Below are 15,046 nucleotides of genomic sequence, written 5' to 3' on the forward strand. Positions count from 1 at the left end.
CGCTCAAATATCCATAGGTATAAGCTGATATAGATCAATGGGATCGAAGATGGCATAAAACAAGGGTGTGGTTTCGATAGTCTTGGTTTTGTCACAATGCTCCAGCTACAATGCGCACTTTAAATCCTTCTTTGATTCCTTGCTTGCGGAGTGTGTTGTGGAAGCTATGCCTGTAGGCGTCAGTGCCTTTTTTATTCAGTTGTTGGTGGTCCTGGTTGTAGCCCGGATCGTGGGCTGGCTGGCTATTCAGGTAGGTCAACCCAGGGTGGTAGGCGAAATGATCGCTGGTATTTTATTAGGTCCTACCTTATTTGGCGCTTTAGCACCCGACTTTCAGCAGCAGCTGTTTTCTGCAGACTACAGACCCTTCTTATCCTTAGGCGCACAAGTGGGTATTGGCCTTTATATGTTTTTAGTGGGCCTTGAATTTGACACCCGTATGTTTAAAACCCGTGCCCGCAGCGCCGTCGCTATTTCCGCTTCAGGCATAGTGGTGCCTTTTGTCATGGCCTGTCTATTAGCCAGTTGGTTATTAAGTTACGGTGGCCTTTTTGCGGATAACCTCAGTTGGACACAAGCTGCTTTGTTTCTGGGCGCTTCCATTTCTATCACTGCCTTTCCTATGCTGGCCCGGGTGATCCAGGAGCAAGGTTTAGCCAACAGTAAATTAGGTACCTTAGTACTGGCTGCAGGAGCTATTGACGATGTCGCAGCCTGGTGTTTGATGGCCTTGTTGTTGGCAAGTTTTGGTGGCGACGACACTTTGTTTTATAAAGCTGTAATAGGCGCTGTTGTTTTTGCCACATTAATGATGACGCTGGTACGTAAACATGCGGCGCAGTTGGAAAGCTGGTATCAGCGTGAACAACGTATCACTCCCCGCCTCTTTCTGGTGATTTTAGTCTTGTGGGTGGTCAGTGTCAGCACCACCGAATGGATAGGCCTGCATGCGGTGTTTGGTGGCTTCTTATTAGGTGTGGCTATGCCACGTGGTTTGTTAGCCGAACATTTAATTAAACGCCTGCAGCCTTTGGTTTTGATTGGTCTGGTGCCATTGTTTTTTACCGTCTCTGGCTTAAAAACCGATCTGTCGGTATTGGCGCAGGGTACCTTGTGGCAAATCGCGCTGGCTGTGATTGCGGCCTCAATTTTTGCTAAGGCTGTGGCATGTTATCTGGCTGCACGGCTTTGTGGTGAAAACCACCCTATGGCGCTTGCTGTAGGTATTTTGATGAATGCACGTGGCATGATGGAACTGATCCTGCTCAATATTGCGCTACAAAACGGCGTGATCAAGGAAGACCTGTTCTCTGTACTGGTTCTGATGACCATAGTGACCACTATGATGGCTACACCGCTGTTTAACGTGCTGCAGCGGCGCACTTCCTTTCGCAGCCAGCTGGATTAACCAGCTATTTCAAGCAGATATAAAAAAGCCGGCAGAAGCCGGCTCTTTTATTCAGGTGGTTACGAATTAAGAACGAGCAGCTAATTCAGCTTGTTGTATTAAGTAATCTTCGTAAGTACCAGCGAAGTTACGTACACCGCTATCCGTCATCTCAACGATGCGGGTCGCCAGTGAGGATACAAATTCACGGTCGTGGCTGACAAAAATCAGCGTGCCTTTGTACATTTCCAGCGCCATATTCAGGGATTCAATAGATTCCATATCCAAGTGGTTGGTAGGTTCATCCATCACCAGAATATTTGGGCGTTGCAGCATCAGCTTACCAAATAACATCCGGCCTTTTTCACCACCTGATAACACCCGTGTTGGTTTAGCGATGTCATCTTGAGAAAACAATAAACGACCTAAAATACCACGGATCGCCTGTTCATCATCTGAAGGTTGTTTCCACTGGCTCATCCAGCTAAACAGCGTCATATCTTTTTGAGCCCCTTCAAACTCGTATTCATGGTCCTGAGCGTAATAACCAATATTGACGTTTTCAGACCATTTCACTATGCCTTTTTCAGCGGTTAAATCGCCAACCAGACATTTTAAGAAAGTGGTTTTACCAATACCGTTGGTACCAAGAATGGCTACCTTCTCACCTACTTCAATCGTCAGATCAAGGTTTTTCAGTACGTCCAGATCATCAAAGCTCTTGTTTAATTCAGTCACTTCTAAAGCTAAACGGTACAGTTGCTTTTGCTGATCAAAACGGATAAATGGGTTTACCCGGCTGGAAGCTTTTACTTCAGACAAGGTGATTTTATCAATTTGTTTAGCACGTGATGTCGCCTGACGCGCTTTAGAAGCGTTGGCAGAGAAACGACTCACGAAAGTCTGCAGTTCAGCAATTTGAGCTTTTTTCTTGGCATTATCAGACAACAAACGTTCACGCGCCTGAGTCGCAGCTGTCATGTATTCGTCGTAGTTACCTGGGTAAACACGCAGCTCGCCGTAGTCTAAGTCGGCCATATGCGTACAAACGCTGTTTAAGAAGTGACGGTCGTGCGAAATAATAACCATGGTGCTGTTACGTTCAGCCAACACTTCTTCTAACCAACGGATAGTGTTGATATCCAGGTTGTTGGTTGGTTCGTCCAGTAACATGATTTCCGGGTCGGCAAATAACACCTGAGCCAATAACACCCGCAGTTTCCAGCCTGGTGCTATCGATGACATTAAGCCAAAATGCTGTTCAACAGGGATACCTACACCAATCAATAATTCGCCGGCACGGGATTCAGCGCTGTAGCCGTCCATTTCGCCAAAAGCGACTTCTAAATCGGCCACACGCATACCGTCTTCTTCGCTCATATTTGGATCAGCGTAAATACGGTCACGTTCTTCTTTCACTTTCCACAGTTCAGCGTGGCCCATAATCACTGTGTCGATCACAGTGTATTGCTCAAAGGCAAACTGATCCTGGTGCAACTTCGCCACACGGTGGTTAGGTTCAACAAAAATGTTACCACCACTAGGGTCTAACTCTTTGCTGAGGATCTTCATAAAGGTTGATTTACCGCAACCGTTGGCGCCAATCAAACCATAGCGGTTGCCGTCGCCGAATTTAACGGAGATATTTTCAAAAAGCGGCTTAGCGCCAAATTGCATCGTAATATTTGCGGTAGAAATCACAGTGTTTTTGATCCAACAAAGAGTCATATATAAGCCGCACAGACAAGTTTAGCTTGTCTGCACAGCCCCAAAAATAGCGCGCCACTATACGCTTTTTCGGCGCCAAACTCAAAGTATCTCTGTGTTTTATGACACTTTTGCCAGAGCTTTTTACGCTTTAGCCAAAACGTCGGCCTAAAGCTATGCATCCCACCACAGTCAACGCCAATATCCAGTGGATCCATTGCAGTGGTTCAGACAGCAATAGCGCACACAACGCCAGTCCGCTAAAAGGTGATAACAGTTGCAATTGACTGACTTTGGCAATGCCGCCAATAGCTAACCCCTTGTACCAGCAGAAAAAGCCGATAAACATGGTAAAGACTGACAGATACCCCAGCGCCAGCCAGGATTGCAGCGACACAGCTGCATAATCAGGCTGATAAGCCCAGACCCAGGGCAGCAGCACTGGAATCGACATCACCAGCGCCCAACAGATCACCTGCCAGCTGCCGAGTTCTTTGGATAAAATAGCCCCTTTGGCATAACTAAAACCGCATAAAAAACTCGCTAACACCAGATAACCGTCAGCGAGCTGAAAAGGGCCAGTGCTGTGCTGTAACGCGTAAAGCGCAACACAAGCGGCCCCCAGCAGTGCAAACAACCAAAAGCCAATACGTGGCCATTGTTTAGTTAAATATGCGCCAAAAAAGGCAGTAAAAAGTGGCATCACACTGGTGACCAGAATGCCGTGACTGGCTCCCACCTGTTGCAAAGCCAGGGCAGATAACACCGGGTAAGCAAACACCGAACCCAAAGCCACTAAAGCTAAGCCCTGCCATTGTTTTGCTGTAGGTAATTTTTGTCTGGTCACCAGCAGCAGTATCAAAGCCAATAGTGCCGCTATCAAAGCCCTGCCCGCGCCGACAAAAACCGGCGGCATATCAAGCACTGCCATTCGGGTTGCTGGTAAACCAGCTGAGAACATCAGCATGCCTAAACTGCCAAACCATAAGCCTTGCACCAGTGGTTTTTGCCAAAACGGCAAGCTGCTTTGATCTTGTGGTGAAACAGAGACTACGGACATAACAAATACTCCCATAAGCGGCTGGACAGTCAGCCGACTTCAGTTAGTATACAAAGCTATAGACCATGACAATCAGGACAGTTGGCAACAAAGACTACTGAACTGTACAGGTGAAAATCCCATGACAATTGCACTAGCACAGTGGCAGCTGGATAAAGCCAGCAAAGAGAGTTTTAGCAATCAGCTGTACCTGCAGGCACAGCAAGCCATTCAATCCGGCCGCTGGGTTGCAGGCGCAAGGCTGCCTTCAATACGGCTTTTAGCGGCGCATTTAGAGATCAGTAAATTTACCGTGTCTGAGCTGTATGAAAAACTCTCTGCCGCTGGTTTTGTCCGATCTCAGCCTGGCAGCGGGGTTTATGTCAGCCGTTTAACGGAGCAGCAACAGCAGCTGGAATCCAGCGCCAGCCAAAGCAGCAGACAGCAGGATGTCGCTTTGATGCGTCAAACGCTGCTGCGTGAACCTCACTGGATCAAAGCATCAGCGGGTTGGTTATCACCGGATTGGATGCCGGATCAGGAAATACGCCAGGCGATGCGTGATTTAGCGCGTCAGCCACAGTCTTTAACTGACTATGGCCCGGCTCAGGGCTATTTCCCCTTGCGCCAGTATTTCACCCAGCGTTTGTCGCAGTTATCTATTGCCACAGAACCAGCCCATATTTTGCTGACCTACAGCGCCTCTCATGCGCTTGATTTAGTGTTTCGTTTGCATCTGAAACCAGGCGATTGGGTGATGGTGGATGATCCGGGCTTTTATAACTTCTTTGCTTTGCTGCGTTTGCATCAGGTGCAATTGCTGGTGGTACCACGTACGAAAGAAGGTCCGGATTTAGCTGTGATGCAACAACTCGTGCAGCAGTATCAGCCCAAAGCCTATTTAACCAATTCAGTGCTGTCGAACCCTGTGTCTTTAAGTATCCATCCGGCCCGTGCTTTTGCCGTCTTACAGCTGCTGCAACAGCATCAGTGCTTGTTGATTGAAGATGATATCTACGCCGACTTTGAAACACAGCCGGTATCGCGTTACGCTTCGATGACGGGATTTCAATCAAATAATGGCTTTGAAACCATCTACTTAGGCAGTATGTCGAAAACCTTGTCCGCCGATTTACGGGTAGGTTTTATTGCTGCAGCACCAGCCACTATTGCGGCCCTGACCGATTTAAAACTGATCAGCGGTATATCCACCTCCAATACCATGGAGCGTCTGGTGTACGCGCTGTTAACAGGCGGAGGCTATCGGCGTCACCTTGAGCAATTAAAGCGTCGCTTACAGCAGGCCCGCAGTCTGGTGTTTTCGAAATTAAAGCAACTGGATTGTCAGTTATGGGCAGAACCTTCAGCTGGTTTTTTATGTTGGGTGAAACTACCAGAAGGCGTCAGCAGTAGTCTGCTGTCCGAACGCCTACAGCAACGTCAGGTGGTATTGGCACCGGGTTCACAATTCAGCACCCTACCCGATGCGGACCAGTACACCAGACTCAATGTGGCTCAGTGTTTGGATGAAGAGTTTTGGCGGATATTCGAAGATGAGTTGAGCCAGATCAGAGGCAGCATTTCTCTTTTATCAAATACTAACCACAACGGGCGGGGATAAACCACCGCCCCTACCTTTTGTTTATATCGACTTAGGTCGCACTGACAAATCCGTTGTATTCTGACATGGTAAAGAAAAAGGATGCTGTATGGCCAAAACATCAGATAAATCGCCGGCAAAATCGCTGGACTGGAGTGCACTGCTGCAATCCGGTAATCGTATTTTTATTGGCTCACACGCTGCTGCGCCTCAGGCATTGCTCGCCGATTTAATGGCCCGCAGTAAAAACCTGCATGATATAGAGCTGGTGCAACTGATGGTGCTGGCTGATAACTGCTGGGCAGAACAACGTTACAGCGATTTATTTAAAATCAATGCGTTATTTATTGCTGGTGACAAAGTCCGCAGTGCTGTCGCTGAAGGCCGTGCCGACTACACCCCTTGTTTTTTATCTGAAGTACCGGCGCTTTTTAAAAATGAAATTTTGCCTTTAGACGCCGCTTTAGTGATGGTGAGCCCGCCTGACGCCTTTGGCTATTGCTCTTTGGGCGTCTCTGTAGATGCTGTCTCAGCCGCAGTGCGTTCTGCGAAAAAAGTCATAGCGCAAATTAACCCTAAGATGCCGCGCACCAATGGTTATACCTTTATCCATCAAAGCCAGATCCATGCCTTTATCGAGCAGGAAGAAGAACTACCCGAATTACCAGCGCCACAACTTGATGAAGTGACAGAACGTATTGGTCAGTACGTGTCGATGCTGATTGAAGATGGTTCAACCTTGCAGCTGGGTATAGGCAAAATTCCTGAGGCCGTTTTACGTTATTTGGGCAATCACAAAGATTTAGGTGTGCACTCTGAGGTGATTTCAGACGGTGTGATGGAGCTGATCACCAAAGGCGTGATTAACAACAGAAAGAAAACCTTTCATCCAGGCAAAACCGTCACCAGTTTTTGTATGGGCAGCAAAGCCTTGTATGACTTTGTCGATGGCAACCCTCATGTTGAGTTCTACCCCAGCGAATATGTGAATTCCCCGACCAATATTGCCCGTAACGACGCAATGATAGCCATTAACAGCGCAATAGAAGTCGATTTAACAGGCCAGGTGGTGTCGGATTCGATTGGGCACAGATTCTATAGCGGCATTGGTGGCCAGGTGGATTTCAGCCGTGGTGCCTCGATGAGTAAAGGCGGCAAACCTATTATTGCCCTGCCGTCCACTGCGAAAAATGGCACAGTCTCACGCATAGTCGCCACTATCACTGAAGGCGGCGGCGTGGTCACTTCCCGTGGTCATGTGCATTATGTGGTCACAGAGTTTGGTGTCGCCTCCTTGCGTGGCAAAAGTATCCGCGAGCGCGCACTCGAGCTTATTCGGGTGGCCCATCCGAAGTTTCGTAAACAGTTGTTGGATGAAGTTCGTACCCGCTACTGGGTGCCACATTACCAAAAAGACTACCTCAAAGATGTGGTGGAACTGGGCAAAGTGGGTGTTAAAACCTTAACCATAGCGGGCGAACAGTTTGATTTAAGGGCATTAAACCCGGCTGATGAGCGCCGGCTGCAGGAGTTCTTTTACTCTCATACCAAAGAAACCTTGCTGCTGCGGTACAACCACCATCCCAAACAAATGAGCAGAGAAAAATCCTGTACTTTGGTCAGTGTCGACCAGTCCCGCGATTTGGCGCTTTGTATTGTCAAACAACAAGGCTCAGTACTGGAGATTCAGGCCGTAGGCCGTTATTACCTGAATGAAAACGACAATAGCGCTGAAGTCGCTTTTGTGACTCGGGAAAAACAACACGGCAAAGGTATGGCCAAAAGGCTGCTGGAAGAAATGATCAGAATTGCCCGCATACGTGAACTCAACCGTATGATGGCTTATGTACGAGCCGACAATAAGCCGATGCAAAAGGTGTTCGAAAAAGCTGGATTTAAGCGTATCGCCAGTGGTGATCCTGATGAAGTGTATTTAGAGCTGCCATTAAAGGTAGCGGAACCAGAGAAGCAGTAAATGAGTTTAGTGATCTTCAGCCATGGCCGCTGTTTGTCGTACGACATAGGCCATGATCATCCGGAAGCCGCGTCACGCATTTATGCAGTGCAGGACCAGTTATTAAGTTCTGGCCTGGAGTTTGTGCTGCAACAACGGGACGCCACTCCAGCCAGTATGGAGCAGTTGTATTTAGCTCACGACCCGGCTTATGTCGACCATGTATTTGATGCAGTGCCCGATACTGGCCATATCTGGTTGGATGATGATACACAGGCCAATGCAAAATCACTCAATGCCGCTTTGTACTCGGCAGGTTCTGGCATCAATGCGGTGGATTTGGTGATGCAGCAACCAGACACTCAGGCTTTTTGTTTAATACGCCCGCCTGGTCATCACGCTGAATACAGAGCCGCCAAAGGGTTTTGTATTTTTAATAATGTTGCGATAGCAGCGGCTTATGCCATGCAGCAGTATGGATTGCAGCGTGTGCTGATTGTGGATTTTGATGTGCATCATGGCAATGGCACTGAAGATATTTTCCAGCATGAACCCAGAGTCAAATTTTTCTCGTCGTTTCAGCATCCGTTTTACCCCTACACAGACCCTGTTGGTCATACCCCATCCATAGTCAAAATGCCTTTAGCTGCAGGTACTACCGGCGCTTTATATCAGCAGCGTTTTACTGAAGAGTGGTTGCCACTGATGCAGCAGTTTCAGCCAGAGCTGGTACTGGTGTCCGCTGGTTTTGATGCGCATATTGAAGATGATATGGGCCAGATGAAACTGACAGAGCTGGATTATTTATGGTTGGGGCAGCAGTTAAAACAAATTGCAGATCGCTCTTGCGGCGGTCGTTTAGTCTCTATGCTGGAAGGAGGTTATGAACATAGCCCTTTGGCGCGCAGTGTCGTTGCTTACTTGAAGGGGCAGTTGTGACACAACGCGGACGGGGATAAACCTTTTCAGGTTTGGGTGTAGGGGCCGTGGCTTGTCCCGGCCCATCCATCTGCACCACGGTATCATGAGACGGGCGGGTGCAAGACCCGCCCCTACAATAAATCCTTATACAATCTTTATAACCTCTAAAGACATAAAGCATTAAAATTCAATAGTTGTTTAAAGCCGGATAAAACTTTATGGCCGCCTCTTTGGTGTTGGGTTCTGCAGTAAAAAGCTCAAGTCGTTACCTGATGTATAGGGTATTAGGGCATCTATTACTGATGTTGTCGGCGGTCAAGCTGGTCGCTATGGCCGTCTCCATTATTTATAACGAAAGTAGCTTTTGGGTGTTTCTCGGCTCCGGGCTTTTTACTGCGGCCGTAGGCTATAGCCTGGTGTATAAAGGCCGCGAAGCTAAAGATATTAAACACCGGCAGCTATTTTTACTGACCACCTTAAGCTGGCTGGCGCTTTGTGTGTTTTCGGCCATTCCTTTATGGCTGATTGTGCCGAACTGTAGTTTAACTGATGCTGTGTTTGAAACCGTTTCCGCTGTCACCACCACAGGTTCCACCGTATTTGCTGGGTTAGATACTATGCCAAAGGGCGTTTTATTCTGGCGCGCCGTACTGAACTGGATGGGTGGTATAGGTATTATCGTGATGGCTATTGCCATTTTACCTGCACTAAAAATTGGTGGTATGCGATTATTTAAAACCGAAAACTCGGATACTTCAGATAAAATTTTACCACGTAGCTCCACCCTTTCAGCCGCCATAGGTACAGTGTATCTGGTGCTTAGCATCGTCACTATGCTGGCTTATTATCTTGCCGGTATGACAGGCTTTGATGCTGTCACTCATGCGATGAGCACTGTCGCAACCGGTGGTTTTGCCAACTACGACTCCTCTTTTGGTGTTTATAAAGATTCGCCGCAAATTTTCTGGCTCAGCAGCTTTTTTATGATGCTGGCCGCTATGCCTTTTGTACTTTTTGTTAGTTTTGCCAAAGGCGATAAAGTTTCTTTATGGCGCGATCCACAAGTGCGGGCCTTTGTCACCATAGTGCTGTTTTGCAGTGTGCTGCTCACTGTATATCAGGTGGTGCATAACGACAGAGCCGTATTTGATGCGCTTACCCATAGCCTGTTTAATGTAGTGTCCATTATCACCACCTGCGGCTACGCTTCCGAGGACTATACACTCTGGGGCAATATGGCCATTATGCTGTTTTTCTACTTAACCTTTGCCGGTGCTTGTTCGGGTTCTACTTCGGGTGGCTTAAAAATATTCCGTATTCAGTTGGCTGCTATGTTACTGATAAAGCAGTTAAAATTGCTGGTGCATCCAAAAGCGGTCTGGAGCCAGAGTTATGGCGGTAAAAAAGTAGATGACCAGTTGTTAGGCAACGTACTAGCCTTTTGTTTTATCTATTTTGCTACCATAGCTTTTATTGCTATGGCGTTATCTTTTTGTGAGCTGGATTTAATCACAGCAGTCACAGGAGCTGCAACAGCTGTAGCGAACGTTGGCCCAGGCCTTGGCAGTATCATAGGCCCTGCCGGTAATTTTTCGACTTTGCCTGACGCGGCAAAATGGTGGCTCAGTTTAGGTATGTTAATGGGACGGCTGGAAATTTTAACCTTACTAATTTTGTTTACTCCTTCGTACTGGCGGTACTGAGATGGCTAAAGCATTTAAACCGCCCTATTTGCCTGAACTGGCCGGAACTTTTCTGCTGCCTTTAGTTATAGTCCTGCTGTGTTTACCGCTGCGTGACTGGATAAGCCCAACAGATGTCGCCATGCTGCAATTGCTTTGGGTGGCATGGCAGGCGCAGCAGTATGGCTGGCGCTGGGCCACCTTAACTACTTTAGTTTCAGTGCTTATTCTGAACTGGTGTTTTGTTCCGCCCTATTACACCTTTGATGTGCACGACGCCAGTTTCCTAATCAGCTTTGTGGTGATGGTGCTGTTGGGTTTGTTGATAAGCCTTCTGTCTGACCGCTCCAAACAGCAAGTCAAGCGCCTACGTTATGCCATGTCACAAACCCGGGGCATGTATATGCTGGCCAAAGGTTTAGGCCAAAGGCCAGATTGGCAAAAACAATGCGCATACACTGCTAAATTACTAAGTCGTCGTTTAGGAACAGCAGTTCAGGTTATTCAGGGGACGGAACCAAAAGCTGTTGCCGATCATGCGCTGTTAGCTGTGGGTACTCCGGCTGCCGCCTGGATTGTGGTGCCACACTCTTTTTTGTCCAGCCACCCGACTTTATTACATACAGCTCAGTCGTTATTGGCGCAAAGTTACGCACGACTGGAATTGAGTGAAAAAGCCCAGAAAGACCGGGTTACAGCTCAGCTGGAGCAACAAAAAGCCATGTTGCTACGATCCTTATCTCACGATTTACGCACGCCTTTGGCCACCATTATGGGCGCATCCAGTATGCTGGCCGATCCAGAGTTGCAACTGAGTACAGAGCAACGTCAGCAGCAGGCGCAGAATATTTACCAGCAAAGCCAGATTTTAAATCAGCATTTTGAAAAAGTACTGGAGTTGAGTAAAGCCCAACTGACCACTCATCAAATTCAGCACAGCGATTTTAGCTCCGACGATTTAGTGGCTGGCGCACTCGCCAGACGTGGCGATCAAGCCGCAGAACTCAGCGCCTATTTGCAGTGCAGCACTTCAGCGCCTTTGAAGGGCGATCTGGAGCTACTGGAAATAGCGCTGGCCAATATGCTGGAAAACGCTTTGCGTCACGGTGCAGCTCCTTTTGAATTAAGCATGGGCCAAACTGGCTCGCACTGTTTTGTCCGCTTAAGCAACGCTGTTAAATCTGTTGCGCCAACGGCACGTGATAAAGGCCATGGTTTGGGGCTTAATATTTGTCAGGCGGTAGCTGCTTTGCATCAAGGCAAATTTGAACTGCACACTCAGTCAGAACCAAAACCAGCAACAGTAACGGCAGCTTTGGAGTGGCCACTATGACGAACACAGTAACCACTGCCACGCCCACTCGTTTATTGGTGCTTGAAGATGACGCTGGGCTACAAAGCTTTTTACAAACCCTGCTGCAAAGCCAGGGTTATCAGAGCCAGATCCATGCAGAGGGCCAACAAGGTTTTGCGCTTTTAAAAGAGCATAGTTTTGATTTAATTCTGCTGGATTTAGGCTTAGCCGATATGGATGGTATTGAGTGGTTGCAACAACTGCGATCCTGGTCCGAAGTGCCTGTTATTGTGATTTCAGCCCGGGGTAAAGAGCAAGACAAAGTACGGGCTTTAGACTCAGGCGCTAATGACTATGTCACCAAACCTTTTAGCTCAGCCGAGCTTTTAGCGCGCGTCAGAGCGACACTGCGACAACAACAAAAAACCGCCAAGCCGTTAGCTTTTGCTGATATCAAGTTGGATCCGGTGCAACGCAGTGTCACCAAAGCTGGCGAGCAAGTGCATCTGACCAAAACCGAATACGATATTTTATTGCTGCTGGTGCGGCATTTAGGTTCAGCACTGACACACAATCAAATTTTACAGCAAGTCTGGGGCGAACATTATCAGGACAGACCCGAATACATTCGTGTGCATATGGCGCAGCTACGACAAAAACTGGAAGACAATCCATCGGCACCACGACATTTGAAAACAGAAGCTGGGGTTGGCTATAGGCTTTGTGAGTAAGTCGCTTAGTCAGTTGGTACTCATTGGTGTGGCTTATGGCTTCGGGCATACAATTTCCCAAAGATGCCCCTCTGGATCGCTGACATAACCGATATAGCCTCCAAATGATGCATCAATTGTCGCAGCTCCTGGTGCCTTTCCTCCGAATTCTAAGGCTCTCTCAAGCGCACTATCTACATCTTGTTTCGTCTCAACCGCACAACTAATGATGGCGGGCGCTGAGTTGCCGGGCAAAAGCGCAGCACGTCCAGCTTTGGCGCTATATGACTCATAACTTTCTTTTTCCATAAGAAAAATGGACAGATTTGGAAATTCGAGCGCAATAATCCCCTCTTCTATTTTTGCATCAGAAAAACCAAAAACTCCTTTGTAGAAACCGAGAGTCTTCTCGAGTTCAGTCACGGGAAGACAAAGTACCGTAGTTTTAATCTTCATAAGTCCTCCTGATATCCTGTTTATAGCTGCCGCAAAAAGCTCAGCGCCTATACCGATTCAGCTTCTATTTGGGGTTCAGTTATTTAGTTACTGGCAATATCACTTTTATCTTTTCTATGGTTTTCAAACATTTCTATAGCACTTTTTAAGAAACCAAACATACCTAAAGCTAACACTATAATTCCGACCGACATGTCTTTTAACACGCCCTTTTCGGAACTGAAATATCCAATCATTCCAAAGAGCAGAAAAAGCATAATCATCATGCACATAAGGATTATTGCTATTTTCCCCTTTTTCGGGCTTTCCCATATATTGAGTGAGAGTTTGTTCTGTGTTTTCGTTGTATCTTGTAATGAAGAAAAACTTATTCCTAGCCCCATAAAAATTAAAGCCGAATTTAGATTATCGAAAAGCAAACCAGGATTTTCTCTTAGTTTCTCCAGTCCGGACAGGTACGGAATAAAGGAGAAATACAGTGCAATTAGCATTAATGGATACTGCAAGTAACTGATGTACTGAAATACCAGTTTAAAATTCATTAGTTTCACTCTGTTAGTTTATTAACAACATAAAGATGTACAGGACTGGGGGCAGGTATTACCCTGTTGCCCCGTTAAATCAGAATCAAAAAAATATATCACTACTGTGCCAAACCCGACACTGAAGGTTACACATCAACCAGACGTAGCCTGTTGTTGTTCAAATGAAATAACCATAAATTCTGCAGGCCGAACAACCGCTACCATTACCGTTATCCGAATATAGCCGCTAAGCAAATCATCTGCAGTCATAGTGCTGCCTAAACCAACGCTGACGTTAAAGGCGTCAGACGGAGAGGCACCTTGCAAACCCCCCTCTTTCCAAACTCCCGTCAAAAAACTGCTGATCATGCTCTTCAGTGCTGCCCAGGTGTTTGCATCGTTCGGCGAAAATACATAGGCTTGCGCGGCTAACTTGATCGATTGCTCCAGAAAAGTCATGGTTCTGCGCACGGCAATATAGCGCCAATCCTGGCTATTGCCATCCAGTGTTCTGGCTCCCCATATCAATATTCCCTGGCCGTTAAAGAAACGGATAGCGTTGATGGATTTTCCTGACACTGCGTCTATGTTCAGATTTTCCTGATCACTGTCACTCAAACGTATGGGTAACGACACAGCACCGACAATAGAAGTGTTAGCAGGAGAATTCCAGACTCCAGCCTGTTGGTCATTCACTGTATAAACACCAGCCATAGCGCCACTTGGCGGCAATATATTTGCTGAGGCTAATACATGATTGATGATCTGGCCATACACTGGGCTTGCGACCAAAAGAGCGGCCTGCAACTGACTGTTTGTCAGGGGGTTAGCAGGAGGTGTTTGGATCATCGCAAGAATTTGCGCCGCAGTCGGATTTGGTGCCGATGCTGGATTAACAAAGGGCTCAAGCTGCTTGATATCACCACCAAACAAGTTAGTGAAATCTATATCACCCGACTGCAAGATAGTAGTGCCAATAAAGGGGTAATAACTGATGCCGTAATTAAGCCCCACACTGCCGGTACTGTTGCGGAAATTCTGGATATCATTGGTATATAAAACAGGGTCTGGGTTTGCACCACCAATCACATCAAAAATACATACAGCGGTTTGCATAGTGTCTGCCTGCAACAACATGCTTTCCATCAAAGTGGTATTGTCGTTTAACGACAACAGCGTCGCTTCAGGGCAGATATAGATAGTGGGTTCAGACTCTTCTGTTAACAAAGCCAAACCGCGCTGCAAATCGGCTAATAACACATTCGAATTTGTCACATTTACCGTCGGGTCTGTGAGTGGTTTTCCGCTGGCTCGGCCATAGGATCCCACAGCAACTATATAAGCGTCTCCCCCGCCATTTTGATAAAACAAACGAATGCTGTTGTACAGATAATAAATCGTATTGGGATCTGGCAATACCGAATAACACTGCCCGTTTAGAGCCAAATAGTCACCTCTTGTAGGAGTGGTCTTTTGCTCAATCAGGTAATACTGAGGGCTATATTGTTTGGCTAGATCAGCTGGCGCTGGCGGGTTTGGCAGCATAAAAATCGCCTGAAACTCGGCGAAAGAACTAATCTTTACGGCCATATTGTAATAGGACTGCCCCTGATATTCTGCCTGTGGCGTATAACCAATAAATGCCGGAACAGCTGTTGCCACTGGAACTACAGAATTAGGAAATCCATTAATCTCATTGCTATAAACGCCTGGGGTTGCCAAGGTAGTGGCCATTTTTTGTCGTCCTTTTATCTGCTGGCTATGATCTTCTG

The 15,046-nt window shown here is 47.1% G+C and carries 12 protein-coding genes; 7 read left to right on the top strand and 5 right to left on the bottom strand.

The features are described from left to right. The first annotated feature begins 166 nt into the window (after positions 1–166). Positions 167–1,408 (top strand): cation:proton antiporter, encoded by a 1,242-nt coding sequence (locus OM978_RS11255; RefSeq protein ID WP_264346940.1) that lies wholly within the window; start codon positions 167–169, stop codon positions 1,406–1,408. A 66-nt stretch (positions 1,409–1,474) separates the two neighbouring features. Here the strand turns inward: OM978_RS11255 and OM978_RS11260 are convergent, their stop codons facing one another. Further along, on the bottom strand, positions 1,475–3,115 hold the full coding sequence (locus tag OM978_RS11260; protein WP_413690622.1) for an ABC-F family ATPase: 1,641 nt from the start codon (positions 3,113–3,115) through the stop codon (positions 1,475–1,477). Positions 3,116–3,245: 130 nt separating this feature from the next. Further along, positions 3,246–4,154: a DMT family transporter gene (locus OM978_RS11265; protein WP_264342262.1), complete on the bottom strand. Its 909-nt coding sequence runs from the start codon at positions 4,152–4,154 to the stop codon at positions 3,246–3,248. A 121-nt stretch (positions 4,155–4,275) separates the two neighbouring features. On the opposite strand from OM978_RS11265, the gene OM978_RS11270 reads away from it, so the two are divergent. The 6 genes from OM978_RS11270 (at position 4,276) to OM978_RS11295 (ending at position 12,315) form a co-directional block, all read left to right on the top strand. Next, entirely contained in the window at positions 4,276–5,754 is a 1,479-nt protein-coding gene (locus OM978_RS11270) for a PLP-dependent aminotransferase family protein (RefSeq protein WP_264342264.1), read from the top strand. Between the two features lie 88 nt (positions 5,755–5,842). After that, on the top strand, positions 5,843–7,708 hold the full coding sequence (locus OM978_RS11275; protein ID WP_264342266.1) for a GNAT family N-acetyltransferase: 1,866 nt from the start codon (positions 5,843–5,845) through the stop codon (positions 7,706–7,708). Then, on the top strand, positions 7,709–8,626 hold the full coding sequence (locus OM978_RS11280; RefSeq protein WP_264342268.1) for a histone deacetylase family protein: 918 nt from the start codon (positions 7,709–7,711) through the stop codon (positions 8,624–8,626). It abuts the gene before it with no gap. Between the two features lie 200 nt (positions 8,627–8,826). Beyond that, a complete protein-coding gene (locus tag OM978_RS11285; protein ID WP_264342269.1) occupies positions 8,827–10,311 on the top strand; it encodes a TrkH family potassium uptake protein in 1,485 nt (494 codons plus the stop codon). 1 nt (position 10,312) lies between these two features. Beyond that, positions 10,313–11,623, top strand: coding sequence for a DUF4118 domain-containing protein (locus OM978_RS11290; protein ID WP_264342271.1), 1,311 nt, complete (start codon positions 10,313–10,315; stop codon positions 11,621–11,623). Next, the gene (locus tag OM978_RS11295) at positions 11,620–12,315 is read left to right on the top strand and encodes a response regulator transcription factor (protein WP_264342272.1); all 696 of its coding nucleotides are present in this window, start codon (positions 11,620–11,622) and stop codon (positions 12,313–12,315) included. The genes OM978_RS11290 and OM978_RS11295 overlap by 4 nt, the downstream gene beginning before the upstream one ends. A gap of 33 nt (positions 12,316–12,348) precedes the next feature. Here the strand turns inward: OM978_RS11295 and OM978_RS11300 are convergent, their stop codons facing one another. The 3 genes from OM978_RS11300 to OM978_RS11310 all read right to left on the bottom strand — a co-directional run bounded on the left by OM978_RS11300 (position 12,349) and on the right by OM978_RS11310 (position 15,008). Further along, entirely contained in the window at positions 12,349–12,750 is a 402-nt protein-coding gene (locus tag OM978_RS11300) for a VOC family protein (protein WP_264342273.1), read from the bottom strand. An 83-nt stretch (positions 12,751–12,833) separates the two neighbouring features. Beyond that, positions 12,834–13,292, bottom strand: coding sequence for a hypothetical protein (locus tag OM978_RS11305; protein WP_264342275.1), 459 nt, complete (start codon positions 13,290–13,292; stop codon positions 12,834–12,836). Positions 13,293–13,427: 135 nt separating this feature from the next. Further along, the gene (locus OM978_RS11310; protein WP_264342277.1) at positions 13,428–15,008 is read right to left on the bottom strand and encodes a phage tail sheath family protein; all 1,581 of its coding nucleotides are present in this window, start codon (positions 15,006–15,008) and stop codon (positions 13,428–13,430) included. Between the last annotated feature and the right edge of the window lie 38 nt (positions 15,009–15,046).

Origin of the sequence: Rheinheimera sp. MM224, from assembly GCF_947090785.1 — a bacterium.
GTDB lineage: Bacteria > Pseudomonadota > Gammaproteobacteria > Enterobacterales > Alteromonadaceae > Pararheinheimera.

Excerpts from the sequence above, each read along its gene's own strand:
- OM978_RS11255 (WP_264346940.1), top strand. The coding sequence starts at position 167 with ATGCCTGTAGGCGTCAGTGCCTTTTTTATTCAGTTGTTGGTGGTCCTG.
- OM978_RS11260 (WP_413690622.1), bottom strand. The coding sequence starts at position 3,115 with ATGACTCTTTGTTGGATCAAAAACACTGTGATTTCTACCGCAAATATT.
- OM978_RS11265 (WP_264342262.1), bottom strand. The coding sequence starts at position 4,154 with ATGTCCGTAGTCTCTGTTTCACCACAAGATCAAAGCAGCTTGCCGTTT.
- OM978_RS11270 (WP_264342264.1), top strand. The coding sequence starts at position 4,276 with ATGACAATTGCACTAGCACAGTGGCAGCTGGATAAAGCCAGCAAAGAG.
- OM978_RS11275 (WP_264342266.1), top strand. The coding sequence starts at position 5,843 with ATGGCCAAAACATCAGATAAATCGCCGGCAAAATCGCTGGACTGGAGT.
- OM978_RS11280 (WP_264342268.1), top strand. The coding sequence starts at position 7,709 with ATGAGTTTAGTGATCTTCAGCCATGGCCGCTGTTTGTCGTACGACATA.
- OM978_RS11285 (WP_264342269.1), top strand. The coding sequence starts at position 8,827 with ATGGCCGCCTCTTTGGTGTTGGGTTCTGCAGTAAAAAGCTCAAGTCGT.
- OM978_RS11290 (WP_264342271.1), top strand. The coding sequence starts at position 10,313 with ATGGCTAAAGCATTTAAACCGCCCTATTTGCCTGAACTGGCCGGAACT.
- OM978_RS11295 (WP_264342272.1), top strand. The coding sequence starts at position 11,620 with ATGACGAACACAGTAACCACTGCCACGCCCACTCGTTTATTGGTGCTT.
- OM978_RS11300 (WP_264342273.1), bottom strand. The coding sequence starts at position 12,750 with ATGAAGATTAAAACTACGGTACTTTGTCTTCCCGTGACTGAACTCGAG.
- OM978_RS11305 (WP_264342275.1), bottom strand. The coding sequence starts at position 13,292 with ATGAATTTTAAACTGGTATTTCAGTACATCAGTTACTTGCAGTATCCA.
- OM978_RS11310 (WP_264342277.1), bottom strand. The coding sequence starts at position 15,008 with ATGGCCACTACCTTGGCAACCCCAGGCGTTTATAGCAATGAGATTAAT.